This window comes from Photorhabdus viridis (genome assembly GCF_040256935.1).
GTDB classification, from domain to species: domain Bacteria; phylum Pseudomonadota; class Gammaproteobacteria; order Enterobacterales; family Enterobacteriaceae; genus Photorhabdus; species Photorhabdus viridis.
Genome location: NZ_JBEJZY010000027.1, coordinates 30,539 through 56,220, shown reverse-complemented (window position 1 = coordinate 56,220; position 25,682 = coordinate 30,539). Strand labels below are relative to the sequence as shown.

Below are 25,682 nucleotides of genomic sequence, written 5' to 3'. Positions count from 1 at the left end.
ATGTTGATATATGGGGGTTTTTGTTATTGCTTAAATTTAAATTTGATTATATTAATCTTATAGTTAGCTATAAGTCTCTCCGGTTTTTTCTTCTTCTGTTGTCGCTAAGGGCCAGCCGCCGAGTTGTTTCCAGCGGTTAACCATTTTACAGAATAATTCAGCGGTACGCTCAGTATCATATAAGGCGCTGTGAGCTTGATTATTGTCGAATGGGATCCCGGCAGTGGCGCAGGCTTTTGCTAAAATCGTTTGTCCTAATACCAGGCCACCTAAAGCAGCCGTATCAAAAGTCGCAAATGGATGAAATGGATTCCGTTTCAGTCTGGCGCGTTCTGCGGCAGCCATAACAAAACTATGATCAAAGTTAGCATTGTGCGCAACGATAATGGCCCGACTACAATGACTATTTTTTATCCCTTTACGAACCATTTTGAAAATAGTGTGCAGAGCTTCATATTCGCTTACTGCTCCACGTAGCGGGTTTGATGGATCGATGCCGGTAAACTCCAGGGCTGCTGGTTCAAGATTTGCGCCCTCAAATGGTTCAATATGGAAATGAAGTGATTCGCTTGGCGTCAGCCAACCTTGATCATCCATCTCCAGTGTGATGGCGGCAATTTCAAGTAACGCGTCTGTTTTGGCATTAAAGCCGCCAGTTTCAACATCAATAACGACAGGGTAATAACCTCGAAAACGCCCACTAAGGACGTTTGGCTCTTTTTTGTCAGACATCAGATTGAGTTACCCAGGGCGTTGCTGGCATTTTTGTTTTCAATAAGCTCAATTTTGTAACCATCTGGATCTTCAACGAAAGCAATAACGGTTGTTCCACCTTTTACCGGGCCGGCTTCACGGGTAATGTTACCACCTGCTTTGCGAATAGATTCGCAAGTGGCTGCGACATTATCGACGCCCAATGCAATATGACCAAAGGCATCTCCCATTGCATAATGGTCAACTCCCCAGTTATAAGTTAACTCGATCACCGCCCCTTCGCTTTCATCTGTGTAACCAACGAAAGCGAGTGAGTACTTATATTCTGTATTCTCACTGACGCGCAGCAGGCGCATTCCTAATACTTCAGTATAAAAATCAATGGAGCGTTGCAGATCACCAACGCGGATCATGGTGTGGAGTAAGCGCATAATTACCTCTCATTTAATGGTTTTACCAGTATTTTTGTGCGACAGGTCGCACAAAAACCACTAACTATAACGTGTCTTACGGTTACAGTTCAATTTATCCATAATTATAATTTATTCTCATCTGGGTTTATAATTAAATATAGTATATGAATTATATAGGAAACGGGATGTGATGGTCGAGCAACTAGAGTTCTTTGCTATTCCCACTCCTTGTCGAGGAATTTGTCAGGCTAATGAGCGGGGTTTCTGTTTGGGATGTTATCGTAGCCGGGAAGAAAGATTTAATTGGATGAAAATGTCGGATGGGCAAAAGCGTGAAGTATTGAGATTGTGCCGGCAAAGATATTTACGTGCAGTGAGAGCACAAAATCAGACAGATGAAGAACTGCCTGAGCAGCCATCACTATTTTAATTAGAAAATTTTGAGGTTATTAGAATTAATAATTCAATGATTTACTTATATAGGGTTATATTTTTGGCGAAGTTATAAATGTTCTACTATAATTTAGGATGTTTTGTTTGTTATTTTTTTATTTATTGCTTAACGGGGAGGTTAACGGTTTTTATTTTGATTTTTTTATAACATTATGTTTTTAATGAAATTTATAGTTTGATTGTGTGACAAATGTAAAATAAAAACAACATTAATGTAAAAATAGATAGCTTAGCATTTAGATGACAGCTATCCTTATAGTACTTGGAATAAAGTATTGAATGATATTTATTGGTTTCTATTTGTTTGTATTCATAGTTCTGATAGTTTTTGTGTTAAAAATATTGTATGTTAATTGTTTTGTTCTGAATTGAATTTAAGTTTAGTTGTTCTCGGTTATAGTTACCTGAATTAGTTAGTTACTAAGAGTTTACTGTGATTACACAGAAGTTATATATACTTTTTTAAGGCTAATTAGCCTGATTTAGAAAAATTTGGCTGTTATGTTTAATAGGCTAGTTATTTAAGGAGGGACAATTGGAATCTACATTGGGATCAGATCTGGCACGGTTAGTCCGTATTTGGCGTGCTTTAATTGACTATCGTTTAAAGCCGTTGGAATTAACTCAGACTCATTGGGTAACGTTATATAATATTAGCCGGTTACCCCAGGAGCAATCTCAGATACAGTTGGCGAAAGCTATCGGTATCGAACAACCATCTTTAGTCAGGACATTAGATCAGCTTGAGGAAAAAAGACTTATCACCCGGCATACTTGTGCCAATGATCGTCGTGCAAAAAGAATCAAGTTGACCGAAGATTCTGCATCGGTTATTAGGGAGTTAGATGGTGTTATTGAATCGACAAGAAATGAGATTCTGGATGGTATTTCACGCGAGGAACTTGCTTTTCTTTCCACTTTAGTGCAGAAACTGGAGCAAAATATTATCCAATTACAGAGTAGATAGTAATTACGATATCCATGGAATGCTAACTAGATGAAAGAAGACCGCGACTTACAAAAGATGAAGTCACGGTTTTCTTATCTATATTATTTTATTGTCGAGGTGAAACCGTCAGGTTATTGCCCTGGCCTGCGATTCTGACACGTTGGCCTTTACTGAAGACTGTTTTGCCTTGTTTTTGAACAACAATGATGCTTTCACCACTGTCACGACGAATTTCCAATTCTACACCTTTAGTTGTGTTGAGCGCCCCCTGAATGTTTTGGCCTGCAACACCACCGGCAACTGCACCCGCGGCAGTCGCCAATGTGTTGCCGCTGCCGCCGCCAATAGTATTACCAACCAGTCCACCCAGAACTGCGCCGCCGATAGCGCCTAATACATTCTCATTGCTGCCTGCTTGAATATTGACAGGACGAACGGAAACAATCGTACCGTAAGAGACTGTCTGGACTTGTTTAGCTTGTCCGGCAGTATAGGTATCGCCAGAAAGGGAATCGGTGTTGACACAGCCTGATAGTGATGCGACGGCAACCGCGCTAACTAAAAAATGCTTAAACATAATAACTCCTGATTTTGATGCCTGACTGCGGAAATCTGATAGCTTATGGACAACCAGGCTATAACCGGCATTGGCAACAAGTAATAAAAAATTTATTCGAATAGAATAATCGGTACATTAGCAATCTAGTGCTAAACATATATTAAACGTCAATAGAGATTTTTAAAAGAAATAGCTATTAATGAAAAATTCCGCATTTTTGTGAAGTTGTTTCCAAAACTTAGGTTTTATTCCTTTGTTTTCCTATTAACCATATACAGCTAAAACCACCGCGCCTTATAGTTATTGGCGTGGTTTCTGATTTTATCAAGGTAGATTCTAAGCAGGAAGGCAAATTAATGGTTATGAAGTCAGGTCGTTATATTGGTGTGATGTCGGGTACAAGTCTCGATGGGGTTGATGTGGTGCTTGCAGCGATCAGCGATAAAGTTGTTGCTCAACAAGCCAGTTATTCACATCCGTTTCCATATGAACTGAAGCAAAAAATTCTCGCAGTTTGTCAGGGGCAACAAACGACATTATCGGCGATAGGCCGGTTAGATTATGAGCTGGGTTCTTTATTCGCTGAAGCTGTGCAAGGTTTACTCGCTAAAACTGGGTTAACGACAAGCGATATCATTGCTGTGGGATGCCATGGGCAGACCGTTTGGCATGAGCCGGACAGTCACACGCCTTTCACTATGCAGCTTGGCGATAATAATCGTATCGCGGCTTTAACCGGGATGACCACAGTCGGTGATTTTCGCCGGCGGGATATGGCATATGGTGGGCAGGGCGCGCCATTAGTTCCGGCTTTTCATTTCGCTGTGTTAGGTCACTCAACAGAACGCAGGATAATTCTCAATATTGGTGGTATTGCCAACATAACGACGCTGTTACCTGGATCGTTAGTCAAAGGATATGACACCGGTCCGGGTAATATGCTGATGGATAGCTGGGTATGGCGCCATCAGAAAAAACCTTATGATAAAGATGGTCAATGGGCACGGGAAGGTGTCGTCAATAACAGCTTACTCAGACAAATGCTTTCTGATCACTATTTTTCACGGCCAGCCCCTAAAAGCACTGGCCGGGAGTATTTCAATATGAGCTGGCTGGAGGCGCAATTAGTTAACTTTCCTGATGTATCATTTGTTGATGTTCAGGCAACACTGGCCGAACTGACAGCGGTGTCTGTGTCACAGCAAATTATGTTGAGTGGTGGATGTGAACGTCTGCTGGTTTGTGGCGGCGGCGCGCGTAATCCACAAATAATGAGTCGACTTTCGGCATTATTGCCGGGGACGGAAGTGTGTCCGACAGATAAATATGGTCTTAGTGGTGATGATATGGAAGCACTGGCATTTGCCTGGTTAGCATTCCGTACAATGTCGGGAGTTTCAGGAAATTTACCCTCTGTGACTGGTGCCAGTACTGAAACTATTTTAGGTGCAATTTATCCTGTTGCTAATGAATAACAATGATAAGCTGTCTGGTATTTAATAAGTCATAAGTAGGGCTACATAATGTCAGAAAGTAATGAATTTGATGTTGCAGAATTGCGCCGTGAATATGTTCGTGGCGGGTTAAGACGTAAAGATTTGACCAAAGAACCTATCGAACTTTTTGAGCGTTGGCTCAAACAGGCATGTGAAGCCAAATTGTATGATCCAACAGCAATGTGTATCGCAACGGTTGATGAGCATGGCCAACCGTATCAACGTATTGTGTTATTGAAGTATTTTGATGCCAATAGCTTGGTTTTTTATACAAATTTAGGCAGCCGAAAAGCAACACATTTGGCGCAGAATAACAAAATCAGCCTTCATTTCCCTTGGCATCCACTGGAAAGGCAGGTTTCTTTTCTGGGTAAAGCTGAACGTCTTTCTCCTGTTGAAGTGGTGAAATATTTCCATAGTCGCCCCAAAGATAGCCAGATTGCTGCATGGGTGTCGCAACAATCATCTCGTATTTCCACACGCGGTATTTTGGAGGGGAAATTCCTTGAGCTGAAACAAAAATTCCTCAATGGTGAGGTTCCTTTACCCAGCTTCTGGGGTGGATTTAGAGTGACCTTTGATTCTGTCGAATTTTGGCAAGGTGGCGCAAACCGGCTCCATGACCGGTTTATTTATCAACGGGAAGGTGATAGTTGGCATGTTGACAGGCTTGCACCATAAATCGTGGATTACCATTTTTAATACTGGCACTTATAGTATTGGCGCTTTATGCTATGCCGCACTCTTTTTGAATCGCGATTTATACAACAGACAAAATAAACAAATTGATGGAGTCATTAATGTCTAGCAATAACCTGATAAAACAACTGCAAGAGCGGGGCCTCATTGCCCAGGTTACGGATGAAAATGCGTTAGTAGAGAGACTGGCGCAAGGTCCTGTTTCCCTCTATTGTGGTTTCGATCCGACCGCTGACAGCTTGCATTTGGGGCATCTGGTTCCCTTGCTGTGTTTAAAACGATTCCAACTGGCCGGGCATAAACCTGTGGCGTTGGTCGGTGGGGCTACGGGTTTGATTGGCGATCCCAGTTTCAAAGCCACTGAACGTAAATTGAATACTGAAGATACCGTTAAAGAGTGGGTAGAAAAAATCCGCCGGCAGGTTTCGCCTTTCCTGGATTTTGATTGTGGTGAGAACAGCGCTAAAACAGCCAATAATTATGATTGGTTTGGCAACATGGATGTTTTAACTTTCCTGCGTGATATCGGCAAACATTTCTCGGTTAATCAGATGATTAACAAAGAAGCGGTTAAACAGCGTTTGAACCGTGATGATGTGGGTATTTCTTTCACTGAGTTTTCTTATAACTTGCTGCAATCGTATGACTTTGCCCGCCTGAATGAAGTGCATGGCGTTGAGTTGCAGATTGGTGGTTCTGACCAGTGGGGGAATATTACTTCTGGTATTGATTTAACCCGTCGTATCAACCAGAAGCAAGTATTTGGTATGACGGTTCCTCTGATTACTAAATCTGATGGCACTAAATTTGGTAAGACAGAAGGTGGGGCTATTTGGTTGGATCCGAAGAAAACCAGCCCATACAAATTCTATCAATTCTGGATTAATACTGCGGATGCCGATGTCTATCGCTTCCTGAAATTCTTTACCTTTATGAGTCTTGAAGATATTGATGCTTTGGAAGAAGAAGACAGAAATAGCGGCAAAGCGCCTCGTGCCCAGTACGTGTTGGCAGAACAGGTCACCGGCATGGTGCATGGTGCAGAAGGGTTGGCAGCCGCTAAACGTATTACAGAAAGTTTGTTTTCCGGTGCGGTCGCTGATTTGACCGAAGAGGATTTCGCTCAATTGGCACAGGATGGTATGCCAGTAATCGAGCTGGAAAAAGGCGCAGATTTGCAACAGGCCTTGGTTAATGCTGGGTTAGTCCCTTCCCGTGGACAAGCACGGACTATGATTAGTTCCAATGCTGTTGCGGTTAATGGTGAAAAGCAGCCTGAACCTGAATATGTGTTTACTGACAGTAATCGTCTGTTTGATCGTTACACATTGTTGCGGCGTGGCAAAAAACACGATTGCTTGATCTGCTGGAAATAACCAATATTGCGTATAACCCAATAGATTTCAAGTTGCAGCGCGGCAGCAAGTGAACGCATCCCCAGGAGCATAGATAACGATGTGACTGGGGATAAGCGAAAGCAGCCAACAAAGCAGTAACTTGAAAGATGAAGGGTATAAATGGGCAACGGTAATGTTGCCCATTTTCTTACCCTAACTTTATCTTACAAACAGAAGCCAGAATAAAAATATAGGCCACGATTGTGAAAAATGTCCTTTCGATTCAATCTCATGTTGTCTTTGGGCACGCTGGTAACAGTGCTGCGGAATTCCCTATGCGCCGGATGGGGGTAAATGTCTGGCCATTGAACACAGTCCAGTTTTCAAATCACACCCAATATGCTCAATGGAAAGGGTGTGTTATGCCGGCTGACCATCTCACCGAAATCGTTCAGGGCATTGAAGAAATTGAACAACTTAAATCTTGTAGTGCAGTTCTGAGTGGATATATCGGTTCACCAGAGCAGGGTAATCATATTATCGATATTGTGAAACGGGTAAAGGCGGCGAATCCTGATGCCTGGTATTTCTGTGATCCTGTTATGGGACATCCAGAAAAAGGTTGTATTGTTGCGCCGGGGGTTGCTGAATTTTTGTGTGAAAAGGCGCTCCCTGTGAGTGATATCATTGCACCAAATTTGCTGGAGCTTGAAACGCTCAGTATGCATAAAGTGACCAATGTCGAACAGGCGGTTATGGCTGCTCGATCTCTGTGCGAAAGAGGGCCGGATATTGTACTGGTTAAACACCTTAGTCGTGCCGGTTACCGGGCTGATCGTTTTGAAATGCTATTAGTGACTCAAGAGCATAGTTGGCATGTTAGTCGGCTTTTAGTGGATTTTGGCGAACGTCAGCCGGTTGGTGTTGGTGATTTAACCAGTGGTTTGCTATTAGTTAATCTATTAAAAGGAGAGTCTTTACGAACTGCTCTTGAGTATGTCGCTGCTGCGGTTTATGAAGTTATGATAACAACCAAAGATATGAACGAATATGAGTTACAGATTGTCGCTGCTCAAGACAGAATGGTGATACCTGACCATGAATTCCGTGCGACGCAATTAGATTAATACGCAATTAGATCAACAACGTATTTAACCGTTCCACTGATGCTGTGTGGAACGGTGTGTTTATCTGTAGATCAAATTAACCCTTCAGCCTTCAATGCATCACGAACATTTGGACGTTCTGCAATTTTTTCCTGATAGGCTTTAAGGTGTATCAGGTTGGATAAATCTAACTGAACCAAAGGTGCCCAGTTGCTGACTGTAAATAAATAGGCGTCAGCAACAGTAAAGTTATCTCCGGCAATGTAGGGCTGTTTTGCCAACACTTCATCTATATAATTGAATTTTTTAAGTAGATAATTAATAGCAACAGGACGATACTTGTCTGGTGTCCCTGGTAAAAACAGTGGCGAATACCCTTTATGAATTTCACTGGAAATATAACTAAGACATTCAAGCTGGTGATATCGCTCCATCGTCCCGGCGGGTGCAATTAATTTTTTCTCCGGTTTCTGATCTGCAATATATTGAACAATAACAGATCCTTCTGTAAGGATCTCATTGTTATCTAACAGGAGAGTTGGCACCTGGCCTTTTGGGTTAACGGCGAGAAAGTCGTCGCCATTCTCCGTTTTTTTCGTTTTCAGATCAACTTTAATAACGCTGAAATCAAGCCCGGCTTCACGGAGGATGATGTGAGGAGATAGGGAACACGTTCCAGGCTGGTAATAAAGTTTCATGTATCGCTCCTTAAAAATTTCCGGTAATGAATATTATGGGACAAAGGAACTCAGTAAGGCATTTTTCATGGCCTTGATATATATTACCACGACATATGGGAATATGTTATGTAAAATTGACAATTGAGCAGATATAAGGTGGTGTGATTATCGTGATGAGGATTTTCTTTATCTCTTTGCTTATGTGACTAATATTCTGTTTTTTTATAATGTTTTCTAATAGATTGGTAGCTAATATAGAAATTTAGGGTCAGCTATGGATACAATTACTTACCCAAAACTGACCTGCATTTTGTGTTATATAGCATATTTTCATCTAATTATGTTATACAAAATAAATAATGGAAATTGTTAATAATTTCATAAAATTATCTTGTATTGGTTATAAGATAATTAATATATTATTCTTATTAAATGACTTGTAATCATAAGAAAATAAATTGAATTTATTTGTCAGGTCGCTAAAACAAACCATACATTGTCTATAGTTTCTTGTAAAAATATCTTTTTTATTTTCTTTATTAAAATGTTCAATTAAATTATTGTAAGTGTTGTTAATTGTTTTTATTTGTCCATTAAGTCTATTCACCGAATTGCTGATAGTTTCCAGGCTAAATGAAACATCTGATATGTTTAAAATAATTTCCTCTATCGATAAATAAATTTTATATATTTGCTTTTTATTTTCTCCATCGGCAATGGTTTTTAATAATTTTTGGATTTTTATATGTGTTTTTCTGGCGAAATTTTTATTACACTCAAAATTAATTTTAGCCATTTCAAATGGTTGTGTTATTTTTAAAATAAAATCATTTACCTTACCAAAATCTGATTCAATTTCTTTCAATGTATGACTGATTCTGGCAATATAACCATGACCTAGATATCCACAGCCAAGTGATCCTAAATAATCTGTTACTTTTTTTATATTTTTAATAATTGAGTCAATATCTTGTTCATCGAATTTATATGCATATTCATAATTTTCCAATGCTGATGGCCAACCATATAATGATTTACTAAACTCATTCCAAAAATATTCAATTTCTTTTGATGGGTCATATTTTTTTAGACATTCTGGTAGTGTTATATTCGTAATGGATTTAAACATATTAGATATAATTAAAAAGTCATTTTTCATTTTATGCACCTTGCGAAAATAATAAACATTATGAAACTCTATAAAAGTATGAAATATAATATTTAAACTAAAAGGTTAAATTGATGATAAAAATAAAATATTGTACTGATAATCGATTTTATGAAAGTTAACTTGTTGATTATATTAAAGGACAGATTACTGATTAGTGCAAGGAAATAAGATGATATTTTTTATTTCATTAAAACAATTATAAGGTGATATCATTTAACTCCTTAATTACAAAGGCTTTAATCGATTTTCAAAAATGTTTTTTATATTTTAATTTAAAATTAATCTTTATCTATTAGTGATAATTTAATTAAGCAATTAATGTATTATTTTTATCAATAATAAAAGGCCCGAAAAACTCATTTTCCCGGCCTTTTACGCTAATCATCAAGGACGATTAACGGATTATCTCAATTCCAGCTCATTCATTGCTGCAATGCTAAAACCACCGTCAACATGCAGGATTTCACCGGTAATACCGCCGGACAGATCCGAACACAAAAATGCCGCAGCGTTACCGACATCTTCAGTTGTTACCGTACGACGAATTGGGTTAATGGATTCACAGTGAGCCAGCATCTTACGGAAATCTTTGATGCCGGAAGCGGCTAAAGTGCGGATAGGGCCGGCAGAGATACCGTTAACACGAATACCTTCCGCACCCATAGTATTAGCCATATAACGCACGTTGGCTTCCAGAGACGCTTTTGCCAAACCCATCACGTTATAGTTAGGGATTGCGCGCTCTGCACCCAAATAAGTGAGGGTCAGTAAAGCTGAATTTGGGTTCAGCATTTCACGGCAAGTTTTTGCCATAGCAACAAAGCTGTAAGAACTGATGTCGTGTGCGATTTTAAAGCCTTCGCGGGTAACGGCATTTACATAGTCGCCATCCAGCTGATCAGCAGGTGCAAAACCAATGGAGTGAACAAAGCCATCAAATTTTGTCCATGTTTTAGCCAATTCAGTGAACAGGGCTTCAATACTTGCATCTTCAGCCACGTCGCAAGGCAAAACGAGAGTAGAGCCTAGGGAAGCTGCAAATTCTTCAACACGAGGTTTCAACTTGTCATTCTGATAAGTGAAAGCCAGTTCGGCCCCCTGATCATGCATTGCTTTTGCAACACCATAAGCGATGGAGAGTTTACTGGCGACGCCAGTGATCAGAATGCGCTTGCCGGTCATAAAGCCCATAACAGTATCCTTGTGTGATAAAGCCAATAATGATATTAATGGATTAAAATTGCTAACAGAGACAATATCAATATGGCATTTTATTGTTAATAAACCCAGTGATTCTATCACGCTGGAGAGAAATGTGCTGTATTTTGCGTTCTGCTCCGAGCAGTGATTATAGTTTTATATGCGTCAGGGAATATCCTGTCGCCAAGCATCAGAAGTGAGCGGCTCACCGAAATGGCTGGCGATCAGGCGGCGGGTCATATCATGCAGCGGAGAAGCCAACACTTCAGCTGTATTTCCCCGTTCGACAACTTCGCCTTGATGCATGACCAGGACCTGATCGCTGATATGTTTCATCATGCCAAGATGCTGGGTGACATAGAGGTAAGAAATACCGTGTTTTTCCTGTAATTCCAACATCAGATTAATTATTTGAGAGCGCATAGACATATCAAGTGATGCTAATGCTTCATCGGCAATAATAATCTGAGGTTGTAATATTAATGCCCGCGCCAGCGCTACCCGCTGTTTTTGGCCTGAGGCTAACATATGAGGATAATAATTGGCATGGTCAGGCAGCAGGCCAACTTGTCGCAATGTTTGATTGATACGTTTTTCCCGCTCGGTTGTATTGAGGGCTGTATTGAGCAGAAGAGGAACATCAAGAATTTGCCCAATCCTCTGGCGGGGATTCAGTGAGGTGCTTGGATCCTGAAATATCATGCGAATGCGTTGACTGCGATAGCTATAGTCACCATAAGTGAGTTTATGCCCTTCAATCATGATTTCGCCGGAAGTGGGTTCCATGACACCTGAAAGCATTTTTGCCAGGGTTGATTTTCCAGAACCGTTTTCACCAATAACCGCCAGGGTCTGTTTTGCTTTTAAAGTGAAGCTGACAGGCTTTACCGCGTCAAGATGTTGACGATGAAAAAAACCGGTGCGATAACGGAAAGTTTTAGCTAAGTTCCTGACTTCCAGCAAAGTATTAACCAATTATTGTTCCTCCAGATTCAATGGAAAATGGCAGGCAAAAGCATGGTTTCTAATTACCCGCAACCGTGGTGTTTCAATACAGGTTTTTTGTGCGTAAGGGCAGCGTGGACCTAAACGGCAGCCGATGGGCAGATGTTCAAGGGATGGAATGGCGCCTGACAATGTATTTAACCTGCTTTTATGGGGCAGAGAGCTGCCGAAATCGGGAATAGCGCGGCTTAACGCTTGTGTATAGGGATGGTGTGGTGTTATCAGTAATTCATTGGGCGCGGCGCTTTCGACAGTTTGACCACAATACAGAACATTAATGCGATCCACCAGTTTGCTCATGATTTGCAAGTCATGGCTTATCAGTAAAATGGTGGTGTTATTGTTCTGATTCAATCGCGCTAACAGACGGAAAATTTGAGCTTGGGTGGTTGGTTCCATCGCATTAGTGGGTTCATCTGCAATCAGCAAGCGCGGTTGGTTAGCCAATGCGATAGCAATCATCACTTTCTGGCATTCCCCTTCAGTTAATTCGTAAGGGAAACTACTCATAATATCTTTATGATCTTTAATTCCCACACGGTGGAGTAATTCGATAGCCCGGCGTTTTCGCCATTTTAAGCGTTGCCACCAACGGCCTTTATAAGTCCAGCCGGGGATTGCCTGAATAAGTTGCTGACCAATATTTTCAGAAGGATCAAGACAAGATTGCGGTTCCTGAAAAATCATTGAGATATTGTGGCCGATCACTTTTCGGCGCTGCCGGGGAGTCAGGCGCAGCAGATCAATATTATCGAAGCGAAAACGGTCAGCAGTCACTTTGAGATTATCTTTAGTGACCCCGCTTATCGCTTTAGCAATCAGACTCTTACCAGATCCTGATTCACCAACCAGACCGCGTATTTCACCCTCTGTCAGTGAGATGCTGACGCGATCAACGGCTTTAACTGGCCCTTTGGCAGTCATAAATTCAATAGTGAGATTGCGAATATCAAGTAATGGCATTATTCCACCCCGGAATTAATTGCACGGTGTAATCCATTACCCAGCAAATTGATCAACAAGACGCTCATCATTATCGCCGCGCCGGGCAGCATAACGGTCCAGGGCGCAACATAGATTAGCTCCAGTGAATCGCCCAACATCGCTCCCCATTCAGGCGAGGGAAGCTGGGCGCCAAGATCAAGAAAACCAAGAGAAACGATATCAAGTATGGCAATAGAAAGGGCGCGGGTCAGCTCGCTGACTAATACAGCGGTAATGTTCGGTAATACGGCATACCATAGAATATGGTAATTGGAGGCGCCATCCAGACGCGCGGCAATGACGTACTCTTTATCCAATTCATCATGAACCGCACTGTAAACAGTGCGGACGATACGTGGCAATAGCGCCAGCCAAATAGCGATTATGGCATGGGACAAACTGGCGCCGACAAAAGCGACGACAATAATTGCCAGCAATAATGAAGGGATAGAAAGTAATGAATCAAGAATATGATTGAGCACGGCGGATTTCAGTCCCCGAGTCATACCGGCCAGACAGCCGATGATCAGACCGCATAAAGTTGCTGCCAACGTGACCAGCAGTGCTGAACCGAATGTGGATGCCGTACCTATCAATAATCGGCTGAGAATGTCGCGCCCAAGATCATCGGTACCCAAAAAAAAGGCGATATTACCGTGATGTGACCACGAAGGCGGCAGCAACTGATGTCCAAGAAATTGTTGATCAAGCTGATAGGGCGCCAGATGCCCGCCAAACAGACTTAGGGCAATCAGAATAAGTACCCCATAAAATCCCGTCATTGCCAGTATATCGGAAGAGAAAAAATGCCAGATGACCTTTATCGGTGACGGCATTTTCTTTTCACGATAAAAATTATCTAAGGGCATACCATTCCTTATGCTTCAGAGGGGTAGTCATTGCGCCAATGATATCAGACAGAACATTGACCAGAATAACCAGCGTGCCAATAACCATCACACTCGCAGAAATGGCGGAGTAATCTTGCTGGCGGATTGCACTGACTAACCAGTGACCAAGCCCCGGCCAGTTAAATACCAATTCCGTCATCATAGCCAGTGTCAGCATGGTGGAAAATTGTAATCCCAGTTTCGGAATGATGGGAGGCAGCGCATTATGCAGGACATGACGACGGATAATTGTCAGCCTTGATAAACCCCGGGTTGAGGCGGCTTTAATGTAGTTTTCACCAAAAACGTCTTCTGTGCTGTTTCTCATCAGCCGGATAACTTCGGTTGTCGGTGCAACCGCGAGTGTAATCACTGGCAAGAGCAAGTGTTGCATGGTACTGATAATCATCTCATTGCGATAGGGGGATTTTGATAACCAGGCATCAATGAGTGAGAAACCTGTCACAGGCTCAATCTGATATAGCAGATCAAAGCGACCGGAAACCGGTAGCCAGCCGAGATAAAGGGAAAAAAACAGGGTTAGTAATAACGCCAGCCAAAAAATTGGAATAGAAAACCCAACTAAGGCAATGGAAGTGATAACGGTATCCGCTGTTTTGTTACGCCACACCCCCGCAATAATACCCAGTGGAATACCGGCCAGTAAGGCAGCAGAGAAAGCCAGAATACAGAGTTCCATTGTAGCGGGGAATACTTCCCTGAGTTGTTCACTGATGAGTTCACCATTAATACTGGATACACCAAAATCCCATAGCAATAAGCTGTGGAAATAGAATGTATAAGCGTCAAACAGGGATGCTCCGCCAAGGGGAGCATTAGGCGTAAAGTAACTGAGGCTGAAACTTATCAGCGACAGGAAAAATAGCGTAATAATCAACAGTAGCAGACGACGGAGAATGTAAATAGTCATTTGTTGCCCTTCTGAGTCATCTAATCACTCTCTCTTTCCCGGTAAACACCGGCAAAAGAGGTATTCCCAAATGGGCTGAGTACCAGCCCTTTAATATCATAACGGTAAGCCTGCAAGCGCAAGGAATAGGCTAAGGGTAATACGGGTAATTGCTGTTCAAGAATTTGTTGAGCCGCATGATAATACTTAATTCGGGATAATAATTGCTGGTTAATCAAAGCTTGTTGCAAAATCTTGTCAAATACTGGATTACACCAATGGCTGAAATTTGTCTGTGAGGCGATTGCCGCGCAACTTAGCAATGGACGGAAAAAACTGTCTGGATCATTACTGTCGGTGGACCAGCCTGATAGCGTCATATCATGGGATTTATCCATTAGTTTAGTTTCCTGAAAGCGGCCCTCAACAGGTTTGATATGCATGGTAATCCCCACCTGTGCCAAATCAGCCTGGATCAATTCTGCCATTTTTAGTGGACTTGGATTATGAGACTGAGAAGCGGAAGGGACCCATAAGCTCAATTGCATCCCGTTCAATCCAAGGTCATTGAGCATTTTGCGGGATTTTTCCGGGTTATATTCTGTAATTTCAGCTTGATTATCATAAGCCCATGACGCCCGCGGTAAAATGGACGCGGCGGTTTCTGCTGTTCCATAATAAATGGATTGCATCAGCCGCTGGTTATTAATTGCGTAGGCAATGGCTTGTCGAACCTGTAATTTATCAAGTGGTGGTTTGTTGGTATTGAAAGCCAGATAAGCGATATTCATTCCTGGACGTAAAGTGAGACGCAGGCGGGGATCGTCCCGTAGGACTTTAAGCTGACTGGCCGCCGGATAAGCTAATACATCACATTCGCCAGTTAAAAGTTTGGACATCCTCCCTGTGCCGCCGGCACCGACATCAATAACGATTTGTTGCATCTGTGGCTTGCCTTTCCAATATTTATCATGGCGAATCAGACGGATAAATTGCCTGGTTCGATGATTTTCCAGCATAAATGGGCCAGTGCCGACAGGTTTCCAATCAATTTGCTCATGGCGGTTCATTCCATGCAATTGCTGCCCATATTCTTGTGAGAGTATTGGGGCATAATGAGTTGCCAAATGCCAAAGAAAAGAAGCATCGGGTTCGTTCAGACGAAATTCCACCGTATATTTATCAATTTTACGGATACTTTGGATAGAATCGGCTAACTGGAGGCTGTCAAAATAGGGATAATGCCCGCCATTGACGTAATGATAATAGTGTTGCTTATCAAATAAACGTTTAAAGCTAAAAATGACATCATCGGCATTCATTTTACGGGTTGGAGTAAACCAGCCTGTTGATTGAAATGAGACATTACGGCGCAAATAAAAACGGTATGTTGCGCCATTATCCAGCACCTCCCAGCGAAAGGCTAATTCGGGCCGCAGGCGGTAAGTATAAGGGTCTACATCCAATAGACGTTCATAGAGTTGTGCAGCCAGAGTATCAACCGTTAAACCGCTGGTAGTCAGTTGCGGGTTAAAGGTATTCAGGTTGCCATTAACGCAATAAACAAATCCTTGCTGCCGGATATCAGCCGGAACGCGGGGCTTTTTTTCAGGCGTAGACATTGTCTCTGCAATAGCCGGAGCTGAGAGGGATAATATGATCCAATAAATCAAACTACGCATATAAGGTATCTGTTATTAATTAGAATTGACACATTGTATCTCAATTAGCGCTTGAGCCCAAAAAAACCGGGCGATAACGATAATGAGAAAAATTCTCAATAAAGTGCTTTACAAATGGTATTGAGAAACATTATCATCTGTATCGCACTTCCGGGAAACAGCTTTTGTTATCCTAGGAAAGGCACGACATTGCTCACATTGCTTCCAGTGTTTTTTAGCCAGCTCGGGTGCTGGCTTTTTTTTATCTGTCATTCGAATCACTTATCACCTGTACTGATATTATGTTTCTTTATTAAGCCGCGCAATTGATGATAGGTCAGCCCTAGCTTTTCTGCCGCTTTTCTCTGATTAAACCTATTGGCTTTTAATGATAATTCTATTAATTGTCGTTCGCTGTCGTGTTGCCATTGTTTCAGATTAACCGGCAGGGAAGGCAGAGGCGGTAAAGATGAATCGTTACTATTATCAACATTGACGATAGAATGCGGCGCAGAAACGAATGGATTAATAATGATATTATCAAGTTGATCGAAATTTTCGCCATGACGATAAACCGAGCGTTCCACCACATTTTTCAGCTCCCGGATATTACCGGGCCAGTAGTAATTCTGTAACCGTTGTTTTGCCTGTTCAGTGAAGCCGGGAAATAATGGCAAATCCAACTCACGGCACATCTGAATAGCAAAATGCTGTGCCAGTAACATGATGTCCTGCTGCCTTTGGCGCAATGGTGGGATTTGAACGACATCAAACACTAATCTATCGAGTAAATCAGCGCGGAATTTACCTTCGGCTGCCATGGCGGGCAGATTATCATTGGTCGCGCATATCAATCGAACATCGACCTGCAATGGCTGGCTGCCGCCAACTCGTTCAAGATGCCCATATTCAATGACGCGCAACAACTTTTCCTGAACCTGCATAGGGGCGGTTGCCAGCTCATCAAGAAACAGCGTTCCGCCATCAGCACGCTCAAACCTTCCCTGATGCTTTTTTTGTGCGCCGGTAAATGCGCCGGCTTCATGACCAAATAGTTCTGAATCCAATAAATTTTCGTTCAGCGCAGCGCAGTTTAGAGAGATAAATGGCCCTTGCCAACGGGGAGATAGGTAATGCAGACGGCGGGCAATCAATTCTTTGCCTGTTCCTCGTTCACCAATAACCAGCACGGGTTTATTTAATTTTGCCAGAGCGGATACCTGCTCCAGAATTTCAATAAAGCTGTTTGCTTCACCTAACAGGTTTTCTGTAACTTCATTCATGGTTATTTTCGCTAATAATTGGTTATTATGACCACTCTATTTCGTTATAATAAAAAATCAAATAAAAAAATTTATTTATATTTCATGTGGATAAAACGAATAAAAAAGTTGGCACGACTCTTGATAGTATGTCATTAGCAGTACAACAAATCTGAAAATCTTAGTCAAAGAGGATAATTTACTATGGGTATTTTCTCTCGTTTTGCCGATATCGTGAACGCCAACATCTCTTCATTACTGGATAAAGCGGAAGATCCGCACAAAATGATTCGCCTGATGATTCAGGAAATGGAAGATACTTTGGTTGAAATTCGTTCAACTTCTGCGCGTACGCTGGCAGAGAAAAAACAGTTATCTCGCCGCATTATGACTGGCGAACAGCAAATACATGACTGGCAGGAAAAAGCTGAATTGGCGCTGAATAAAGACCGAGAAGATTTGGCGCGGTCAGCACTGATTGAAAAACAGAAAGTTGCTGCTTTAGTGGATACATTGAAGCATGAATTAACCATACTGGAAGAAACCCTTGAGCGCATGAAAGGGGAAGTCACTGAGCTTGAAAACAAACTCGGCGAAACCCGGGCAAGACAGCAAGCGTTGGCCTTGCGTCATCAGGCTGCCGCTTCTTCCCGGCAGGTTCGTCGCCAGTTAGACAGTGGTAAAATTGATGAGGCAATGGCCCGCTTTGAACAATTTGAACGCCGTATCGATCACATGGAGGCTGAAGCGGAAACTGTGAGTATGGGGAAACAAAAATCCCTGGATCAACAATTTGCTGAATTAAAAGCAGATGATGAAATTAGTGCGCAGTTAGCCGCAATGAAAGCTAAAATAAATGCTAATAAAGAACAACATTAAATACTGGTGCACTCAACTCACCATTAAGGAAAAGTGATGAGCTCTATATTTATTGGCATTCCACTGATTATCTTTGTACTTTTTGTTTTACCTATCTGGTTGTGGTTGCATTATAACAGCCTGAACTCAAACCAAAGTCAGTTGGATCAGAATGAAATTCAGCGCCTGGCAGAGCGCGTACAGCATATGCAGGCACGAATCAAAACACTGGAAGATATTCTGGATGCGGAGCATCCTGACTGGAGGCAATCATAATGTCGAATTATAACCGCCGGAAACTGTACCGAATACCTGAAAAAGGTAAGATTAAAGGTGTTTGCGCTGGATTGGCTTACTATTTTGATGTACCCGTAGGTTTAATTCGTGCAATAACTATATTGTCGCTGTTCTTTGGCCTATTTGGTTTAGTCGTTATTGCCTATATTGTACTGGTTTTCGTCTTGGATCCGGCTCCGGTCAGTTATACCGAAGAAGCCGGTTTTTCGGTACAGAAATTACTGAATGAAGCAGATTATCAATTGAAAGCGGGTGAGCTTCGTTTGCGTCAAATGGAACGCTATGTCACCTCAGAAACATTCAGTGTTCGCAGTCGTTTCAGACAGCTTTGATAGTAAGAATGGCATATTGCCTGGCCGACATAATAAAATTGTCGTAAGACTTACCATAGGACAGACATGAAACGGCTACAAAATGAATTAACTGCGCTTGTTAACCGCGGGATGGATCGTCATTTACGGTTAGCTGTTACAGGATTAAGCCGTAGCGGTAAAACAGCGTTTATCACATCTTTGGTTAATCAGTTACTTAATCTCCATAGCGGCGCCCGGTTGCCGCTATTTTCCGCTGTGCGTGATGGTCGTCTGCTGGGGGTGAAACGGGTTCCTCAACGGGATTTGGGTGTTCCTCGTTTTGCTTATGATGAAGGATTGACTGCGCTTTATGATACACCTCCTGCCTGGCCGACCCCGACACGTGGCGTCAGTGAAATCCGCTTGGCGCTTCGTTACCGTTCTGAAAATTCTCTGCTGCGCCATTTTAAAGAGACTGCCACGTTATATCTGGAAATTGTAGATTATCCCGGCGAATGGCTGCTGGATTTGCCGATGTTGGCACAAAATTATTTAGCATGGTCACGCCAGATGAATGGTTTATTGCAGGGACAGAGAGCTGAATGGGCAAAACCCTGGCTGGAACTGTGTAAACAGTGCGATCCATTGGCGCCGGCGGATGAGAATTTATTGGCTGCTATTGCTCAGGCATATACGGAATACCTGATTAAATGCAAAGAACAAGGATTACATTTTATTCAACCGGGGAGATTTGTTCTGCCGGGTGAAATGATGGGGGCTCCGGCTTTACAATTTTTTCCATGGCCGGATATCGGTCATATCGTTGAGTCACAGTTTGCTCAGGCAGATCAACATACGAATATCGGTATGCTGGGTAAGCGTTTTGAATATTACTGTCAGTCGGTCGTGAAGGGGTTCTATAAAGAACATTTTCTGCGTTTTGATCGGCAAATTGTGTTGGTAGATTGTTTACAGCCATTAAACAGCGGGCCACATGTGTTTAATGATATGCGCCTGGCGCTGACACAATTAATGCAGAGTTTTCATTATGGTAAACGAACACTTTTCCGCCGCCTGTTTTCCCCTTGCATTGACAAGTTAATGTTTGCTGCTAGTAAGGCTGATCATGTCACCGCAGATCAACATGCCAATCTGGTTGCTTTACTGCAACAATTGGTGCAGGAGGCCAGACAAAATGCGGCTTTTGAAGGTATCAGTATGGATTGTGTTGGTTTGGCATCGGTACGGGCAACAGAAAGTGGAATGATTGAACATCATGGTGAAAACGTCCCGGCGCTGAAAGGACATCGCTTGACAGATGGTAAATTACTGACATTTTTCCCCGGTGAAGTGCCACGAAGTTTACCTGGGGATAATTTCTGGCAAAAGCAGGGTTTCTGTTTCGAAGAATTCAGCCCCCGTCAGGTGAATATTGATGCGCCATTGCCGCATATCCGGTTGGATACCGTGCTGGAGTTTTTACTGGGAGATAAAGTGAAATGACAGATTCCCTGAAACCAAGAATTGACTTTGAAGAACCCTTATTGGAGCCGCAAGAACCGGTTTTAAAACCCGCTCAGATTTTTGATGGAAAAGACACGGCGAACTTCTGTCCTGCCTCGCTGGAGCTTGAGGCTGAAGAGGGGGAAGGACAGGTAGAAGGAATAGTGAATGCAGCATTGAAACCCAGGCGCAGTTATTGGCGTAAAATGGTCTATGGCGCTCTGATTTTACTGGGAATGAGTGTTATTGCTCAGTCTGTGCAGTGGATTTATCGATCATGGCAGCAACAGGATTGGATTGTGTTAAGTGTGGCTGCGGCGGGGGGCATGATAGTATGTGCCGGTATTGGTTCGGTGGTCAGTGAATGGCGTCGTTTTCACCGGCTAAGAATGCGTGCTGAAGAACGTGATACAGCGAGAGAACTACTGCAAAATCATGGTGTGGGTAAAGGCCGGGCATTTTGCGAAAAGTTGGCCAGTCAGGCGGGTATTGAGCCGCATCATCCGGCGTTACAGCGTTGGCAGGCTGCTTTACATGATACACATAACGATCGTGAAGTGGTGGCGTTGTACGGTAAATTGGTTCAGCCTGTTTTGGATTCTCAGGCAAGAGCTGAGATCAGCCGTTATGCTGCGGAATCAGCATTAATGATAGCCGTCAGCCCGTTGGCAATTGTCGATATGGCATTTATTGCCTGGCGCAATATCCGGTTGATTAACCGTATTGCTGCGCTTTATGGTATTGAACTGGGATATTTCAGTCGCATTCGGCTTTTCCGTCTTGTTTTGCTTAATATTGTTTTTTCGGGTGTTTCAGAGGTGGTGCGGGAAGTTGGGATGGATTGGTTATCTCAGGATATCGCGGCGCGTCTTTCTGCCAGAGCCGCTCAAGGGATCGGTGTGGGTTTACTGACAGCTCGGCTTGGCATTAAAGCCATGGAGTTATGCAGGCCATTGCCTTGGATAGAGGGTGATAAACCTAAATTAGGAGATTTCCGTCGCCAGTTAATCGCTCAACTTAAGAATATCCTGCCAAATAAAACTAAGAACACAGTTGATTAAATGATATACCCTTTAATTCTATACTAACGCACAAAATATCCAGATAACGGCGGAATTTTACGTTATTTTATTAAACCGTTTTATAGTTAATCTTAGAGTCTGTTTATTTTAGTGAAAGTTTCAAATGCTGTGTTATTTATTCCACTAAAAACCGGAGTCTTGTCAATTTTTACTGACAGAATGCTTCATATGAATAATAGTAGAGAGTAGTATTTAGAAAAATTATATGTATTAGTGTAAATAAGGTCAAAACAGATGCGCTTAGAAGTTATTTGCCATGATCGAATCGGGTTGACCCGGGAATTGCTTGATCTACTGGTATTACAGGATATTGATTTGAAAGGGGTAGAAATATCCCAAACTGGCCGGATTTATCTTAATTTTTCACCCGTTGATTTCAATATATTCCGTAGATTAATGGCAGAAATTCGCCGTATTAATGGTGTTATTGATGTTCGTACGGTCTCTTTTCTACCTTCGGAAAGAGAACACAAAGCGATGTGCGCACTGTTGGAATCTTTGCCTGAGCCTGTTTTTTCAGTTGATCTAAAAGGAAATATTGAGCTTGTTAACTCTGCTGTTTTCAAGCTGCTTGGCGTTAGTGAGGAAGAAATCTATCAAAAACCTATCGGGCAGTTTATCAGCGGTTATAACTTCACGCGCTGGTTTGAAAATAAAAATACCCAGCAACGTGTGGAAAGGATAACGTTCAAAGGTCTGGACTACCTGATGGATATTATGCCAATTCAACTGACTGACGAAAAGCAGCAAGTACAGTGTGTCGGCACTGTGATTATGCTCAAATCTGCTGCCCGGATAGGTCATCAGCTGAAGAAACTGACTGTCAATGATGGCGGTGAGTTTAGGAAAATTATCTCTGTTAGCCCAAAAATGGCTCAGATTATTGAGCAGGCCCGAAAAATGGCGATGTTGGATGCGCCACTGCTTCTGATTGGTGAGACAGGAACCGGTAAAGATATTTTGGCGAAAGCTTGTCATTTGCACAGTTTGCGCGGAAAACAACCCTTTCTGGGATTAAACTGTGCATCTATGCCGGATGATGTCGTAGAAAGCGAACTATTTGGCTATGCTGCCGGTGCTTACCCTAATGCCATTGAAGGGAAAAAAGGTTTCTTCGAGCAGGCCAATGGCGGCACTGTTTTGCTGGATGAAATTGGCGAAATGTCGCCACAGATGCAGATTAAGCTGCTGCGTTTTCTTAATGATGGTACTTTCCGCCGAGTGGGGGAAGAAAACGAAGTTAAAGTGAATGTCAGAGTCATCTGTGCTACACAGAAAAACCTGGTTGAATTAGTACAGCGGGGGGAGTTTCGCGAAGATCTCTATTATCGCCTTAATGTACTGACTATTATGCTTCCGCCTCTGCGTGATCGGAAAGCGGATATTATGCCGCTGGTGGAATACTTTATTGAGCGCTTTGCTGAAGAACAAGGGGTACCAAAACCTAAACTGTCCCCTGAACTTTCTCATTTTCTGGCTAGTTACAGTTGGCCCGGTAACGTAAGGCAGTTACAGAATGCTATCTATCGGGCATTGACTCAGCTTGAAAATATGGAGCTGGCTCCACGGGATATACAATTGCCGGAATTTGAAACAGAGATCTCTTTTAGTGAAGATGTATTCAATGGTTCTCTGGATGAAATCAGTAAACGCTTTGAACGCTCGGTGTTAACGCGTCTTTACCGGCACTACCCAAGTACTCGTAAACTGGCTAAACGCCTTGGGGTATCGCATACTGCGATTGCCAATAAATTGAGAGAATATGGCCTGAGCAGCAGGAAGCATTCCGCCGGGCATGAATTGGATAATGATGAGTGAAATAATGCCCACTTAAAGTGGGCATTATAAAATCAATGGATTTATTTCAGTGCCGCCAGTGCGCTGTCATAATCTGGCTCATTAGTGATTTCATCAACTAATTGGCTGTAAATCACGTTATCGTTTTCATCAAGCACAACGACTGCCCGGGCTGTTAGACCACTCAGAGGGCTGTTGCTGATAATAACGCCATAATCTTCAGTGAAAGTACCGCCACGCAGAGTAGAAAGAGTGACCACATTAGATAACCCTTCCGCGCCGCAGAAACGTGACTGCGCAAAAGGCAGATCGGCGGAAATGCACAGTACAACGGTATTTTCCAGGTCATTCGCTGCCTGATTAAATTTACGGACCGATGCTGCGCAAACACCGGTATCAATGCTTGGGAAAATATTCAGCACCTTACGTTTTCCGGCATAGTGGCTGAGAGAGACATCGGAGAGATCTTTGGCTGTCAGAGTAAAATCTTTCGCTTTTTCCCCTGATGTTGGGAAATGGCCGCTTACGGAAATATCATTGCCTTGAAATTTTACTGTTTGTGTCATAGTTTTCTTCCTCTGATAAATGAACCACAGCCTCCCAGTGTAGAAGAATAGTCGGCTCTTGCCCATCAAAATAGCACCTGTGAAGTAAAATTGTCTGATTGTGCCCCTTTGACAATGGTTTATAATTCGGTTCTGGAATAATTATTTTACATACAGGGCAGATTACCTTAATGCGCTATTTCAGCTTGACTTCATGTGCGCTACTTATCAGTGGCTCTTTTCTCATTGCTTCTGCCTTTGCTGCGGAAGTGCCTCCCGGTACTCAACTTAATGACAGACAAGAATTGGTACGTCATCTAAAAGACGAACCGGCATCTTTAGACCCGATTAATGCGGTGGGCTTGACGGAAGCTCAGGTTCAGCGTGATCTGTTTGAAGGGCTGGTAAATCAGGATGCGTATGGCAATGCCATTTCTGGCGTCGCGACAGCGTGGAAAACGGCAGACAACAAAACCTGGTTTTTTACGTTGCGTTCTGATGCCCGTTGGTCAAATGGGGAACCGGTTACTGCGGCGGATTTTGTGTATAGTTGGCAGCGATTAGTCACCCCGGTTAATACCTCTCCTTTTGCCTGGTTTGCCGCACTGGCGGGTATTGAGAATGCGCAGGAAATTATTGACGGAAAATTGCTGCCTGCAAAATTGGGTGTTAAAGCTATTGATAAGCATATATTACAGGTGACGCTAAACCGGCCTGTGCCTTATTTCCCCAATCTGACCGCGAATTTCAGTCTCTATCCGGTCAATAAGAAAACGGTAGAAAAATATGGGAAAGAGTGGATAAAGGTTGGTAATTTGGTGGGGAACGGTGCTTTCAAATTACACGATCGGGTTGTGAATGAGAAAATCGTTCTGACGCCAAATCCTTATTATTGGGATCATAAAAAAACGGTTCTGACCGAAGTCACATTCGTACCCATTAATCAGGAATCACACGCGACTAAACGCTATCTGGCTGGTGATCTGGATATTACCGAATCCTTTCCGAAAAATATGTACAAAAAGTTGCGCCATGAATTACCTGGGCAGGTTTATACGCCAGATCAATTGGGCACCTATTATTACGCCTTTAATACTCAACGTGCCCCAACCAATGATGCCAGAGTGCGCAAAGCGCTTTCTCTGGCAATTGACCGTAAAATCATTGCGGAAAGAGTATTGGGGACAGGAGAGAAACCCGCCTGGCATTTTACGCCAGATGTGACTGCGGGTTTCCATCCTATGATCAGTGATATGGAACAACACACACAAGCCGAGCTGGACCAACAAGCCAAGACATTATTACAGGCGGCGGGTTATGGTTTGAACAACCCACTGAAACTTTCTCTGCTCTATAATAGTTCCGAAAACCATCAGAAAATTGCTATTGCTGTCGCCTCTATGTGGAAGAAAAAACTGGGCGTACAGGTGAATTTGGTGAATCAGGAATGGAAAACGTATATTGATAACCGCAACACCGGCAATTTTGATGTTATTCGTGCATCTTGGGTGGGGGATTATAACGAACCATCCACGTTTCTGAGCCTGTTGACTTCAACGCATAGTGGCAATATTGCCAAATTCCATCAGGCTAATTATGACAAACTACTCCAATCTGCCCGTTTGCAAACGGATGATGCCCGGAGAAACGATGACTATAACAGAGCGGAACAGATGATTGCTGAACAGGCCCCTATTGCTCCGATTTATCAGTATACAAACGGTAGATTGATAAAACCCTGGTTAAAAGGATACCCGATCACCAATCCTGAAGATGTGGCTTATAGTCATACTATGTACATTATCAAGCATTAAAAAT

General features: G+C 42.6%; 26 protein-coding genes. 13 read left to right on the top strand and 13 right to left on the bottom strand.

Translation table 11 applies throughout. The features are described from left to right. Positions 1-63: 63 nt before the first annotated feature. On the bottom strand, positions 64-732 hold the full coding sequence (gene rnt / locus ABR397_RS13205; RefSeq protein ID WP_350306140.1) for a ribonuclease T: 669 nt from the start codon (positions 730-732) through the stop codon (positions 64-66). Further along, positions 732-1,145 (bottom strand): lactoylglutathione lyase, encoded by a 414-nt coding sequence (gene gloA / locus ABR397_RS13200; RefSeq protein ID WP_350306139.1) that lies wholly within the window; start codon positions 1,143-1,145, stop codon positions 732-734. Before gloA ends, rnt begins: the two co-directional genes overlap by 1 nt. A 172-nt stretch (positions 1,146-1,317) precedes the next feature. On the opposite strand from gloA, the gene ABR397_RS13195 reads away from it, so the two are divergent. Beyond that, entirely contained in the window at positions 1,318-1,557 is a 240-nt protein-coding gene (locus tag ABR397_RS13195; protein ID WP_023045585.1) for a DUF1289 domain-containing protein, read from the top strand. 558 nt (positions 1,558-2,115) lie between these two features. Further along, entirely contained in the window at positions 2,116-2,547 is a 432-nt protein-coding gene (gene slyA, locus ABR397_RS13190) for a transcriptional regulator SlyA (protein ID WP_021325608.1), read from the top strand. Positions 2,548-2,635: 88 nt separating this feature from the next. Here slyA and ABR397_RS13185 read toward each other — a convergent pair whose 3' ends face one another. Next, a complete protein-coding gene (locus ABR397_RS13185; RefSeq protein ID WP_023045584.1) occupies positions 2,636-3,106 on the bottom strand; it encodes an outer membrane lipoprotein in 471 nt (156 codons plus the stop codon). 344 nt (positions 3,107-3,450) lie between these two features. Between ABR397_RS13185 and anmK the strand changes: the two genes are divergently transcribed. The 4 genes from anmK (at position 3,451) to pdxY (ending at position 7,747) form a co-directional block, all read left to right on the top strand. Further along, the gene (gene anmK, locus ABR397_RS13180) at positions 3,451-4,563 is read left to right on the top strand and encodes an anhydro-N-acetylmuramic acid kinase (protein ID WP_350306151.1); all 1,113 of its coding nucleotides are present in this window, start codon (positions 3,451-3,453) and stop codon (positions 4,561-4,563) included. A gap of 48 nt (positions 4,564-4,611) precedes the next feature. Continuing rightward, positions 4,612-5,265 carry a pyridoxamine 5'-phosphate oxidase gene (gene pdxH, locus ABR397_RS13175; protein WP_350306138.1) on the top strand — a complete coding sequence of 218 codons (654 nt, stop codon included), beginning with the start codon at positions 4,612-4,614 and terminating at the stop codon, positions 5,263-5,265. 119 nt (positions 5,266-5,384) lie between these two features. Next, positions 5,385-6,659, top strand: a complete 1,275-nt coding sequence (gene tyrS / locus ABR397_RS13170) for a tyrosine--tRNA ligase (RefSeq protein ID WP_350306137.1) — start codon at positions 5,385-5,387, stop codon at positions 6,657-6,659. Between the two features lie 224 nt (positions 6,660-6,883). After that, positions 6,884-7,747 (top strand): pyridoxal kinase PdxY, encoded by an 864-nt coding sequence (gene pdxY, locus ABR397_RS13165; RefSeq protein ID WP_350306136.1) that lies wholly within the window; start codon positions 6,884-6,886, stop codon positions 7,745-7,747. 71 nt (positions 7,748-7,818) lie between these two features. Here the strand turns inward: pdxY and gstA are convergent, their stop codons facing one another. From gstA to pspF, 9 genes are all read right to left on the bottom strand, one after another. After that, a complete protein-coding gene (gene gstA / locus ABR397_RS13160) occupies positions 7,819-8,424 on the bottom strand; it encodes a glutathione transferase GstA (RefSeq protein ID WP_350306135.1) in 606 nt (201 codons plus the stop codon). A gap of 382 nt (positions 8,425-8,806) precedes the next feature. Continuing rightward, the gene (locus ABR397_RS13155) at positions 8,807-9,565 is read right to left on the bottom strand and encodes a hypothetical protein (protein WP_350306134.1); all 759 of its coding nucleotides are present in this window, start codon (positions 9,563-9,565) and stop codon (positions 8,807-8,809) included. Between the two features lie 414 nt (positions 9,566-9,979). Further along, on the bottom strand, positions 9,980-10,768 hold the full coding sequence (fabI, locus tag ABR397_RS13150) for an enoyl-ACP reductase FabI (RefSeq protein ID WP_350306133.1): 789 nt from the start codon (positions 10,766-10,768) through the stop codon (positions 9,980-9,982). Positions 10,769-10,942: 174 nt separating this feature from the next. Further along, complete coding sequence (sapF, locus tag ABR397_RS13145) at positions 10,943-11,752, bottom strand: putrescine export ABC transporter ATP-binding protein SapF (protein ID WP_350306132.1); 810 nt, start codon at positions 11,750-11,752, stop codon at positions 10,943-10,945. Then, complete coding sequence (gene sapD, locus ABR397_RS13140) at positions 11,753-12,745, bottom strand: putrescine export ABC transporter ATP-binding protein SapD (protein WP_350306131.1); 993 nt, start codon at positions 12,743-12,745, stop codon at positions 11,753-11,755. Then, entirely contained in the window at positions 12,745-13,635 is an 891-nt protein-coding gene (gene sapC / locus ABR397_RS13135) for a putrescine export ABC transporter permease SapC (protein ID WP_350306130.1), read from the bottom strand. Before sapC ends, sapD begins: the two co-directional genes overlap by 1 nt. Further along, positions 13,622-14,587 carry a putrescine export ABC transporter permease SapB gene (gene sapB, locus ABR397_RS13130; RefSeq protein WP_350306129.1) on the bottom strand — a complete coding sequence of 322 codons (966 nt, stop codon included), beginning with the start codon at positions 14,585-14,587 and terminating at the stop codon, positions 13,622-13,624. The genes sapC and sapB overlap by 14 nt, the downstream gene beginning before the upstream one ends. Before the next feature lie 20 nt (positions 14,588-14,607). Further along, complete coding sequence (gene sapA, locus ABR397_RS13125; protein WP_350306128.1) at positions 14,608-16,248, bottom strand: ABC transporter substrate-binding protein SapA; 1,641 nt, start codon at positions 16,246-16,248, stop codon at positions 14,608-14,610. A 257-nt stretch (positions 16,249-16,505) separates the two neighbouring features. Continuing rightward, on the bottom strand, positions 16,506-17,510 hold the full coding sequence (gene pspF / locus ABR397_RS13120) for a phage shock protein operon transcriptional activator (RefSeq protein ID WP_350306127.1): 1,005 nt from the start codon (positions 17,508-17,510) through the stop codon (positions 16,506-16,508). 183 nt (positions 17,511-17,693) lie between these two features. Between pspF and pspA the strand changes: the two genes are divergently transcribed. From pspA to tyrR, 6 genes are all read left to right on the top strand, one after another. Further along, positions 17,694-18,368, top strand: coding sequence for a phage shock protein PspA (gene pspA, locus ABR397_RS13115; protein ID WP_350306126.1), 675 nt, complete (start codon positions 17,694-17,696; stop codon positions 18,366-18,368). A 36-nt stretch (positions 18,369-18,404) separates the two neighbouring features. Next, a complete protein-coding gene (pspB, locus tag ABR397_RS13110; RefSeq protein ID WP_350306125.1) occupies positions 18,405-18,623 on the top strand; it encodes an envelope stress response membrane protein PspB in 219 nt (72 codons plus the stop codon). After that, positions 18,623-18,976, top strand: a complete 354-nt coding sequence (gene pspC, locus ABR397_RS13105) for an envelope stress response membrane protein PspC (protein WP_350306124.1) — start codon at positions 18,623-18,625, stop codon at positions 18,974-18,976. Before pspB ends, pspC begins: the two co-directional genes overlap by 1 nt. Positions 18,977-19,042: 66 nt before the next feature. Beyond that, positions 19,043-20,440 (top strand): YcjX family GTP-binding protein, encoded by a 1,398-nt coding sequence (locus tag ABR397_RS13100; RefSeq protein WP_350306123.1) that lies wholly within the window; start codon positions 19,043-19,045, stop codon positions 20,438-20,440. Then, positions 20,437-21,501 (top strand): YcjF family protein, encoded by a 1,065-nt coding sequence (locus tag ABR397_RS13095; protein ID WP_350306122.1) that lies wholly within the window; start codon positions 20,437-20,439, stop codon positions 21,499-21,501. The genes ABR397_RS13100 and ABR397_RS13095 overlap by 4 nt, the downstream gene beginning before the upstream one ends. Before the next feature lie 255 nt (positions 21,502-21,756). After that, positions 21,757-23,340 (top strand): transcriptional regulator TyrR, encoded by a 1,584-nt coding sequence (tyrR, locus tag ABR397_RS13090; RefSeq protein WP_350306121.1) that lies wholly within the window; start codon positions 21,757-21,759, stop codon positions 23,338-23,340. A 41-nt stretch (positions 23,341-23,381) separates the two neighbouring features. Here tyrR and tpx read toward each other — a convergent pair whose 3' ends face one another. Then, positions 23,382-23,885 carry a thiol peroxidase gene (tpx, locus tag ABR397_RS13085; protein WP_350306120.1) on the bottom strand — a complete coding sequence of 168 codons (504 nt, stop codon included), beginning with the start codon at positions 23,883-23,885 and terminating at the stop codon, positions 23,382-23,384. A gap of 170 nt (positions 23,886-24,055) precedes the next feature. On the opposite strand from tpx, the gene ABR397_RS13080 reads away from it, so the two are divergent. Next, positions 24,056-25,678: a peptide ABC transporter substrate-binding protein gene (locus ABR397_RS13080; protein ID WP_350306119.1), complete on the top strand. Its 1,623-nt coding sequence runs from the start codon at positions 24,056-24,058 to the stop codon at positions 25,676-25,678. The last annotated feature ends 4 nt before the right edge of the window (positions 25,679-25,682 follow it).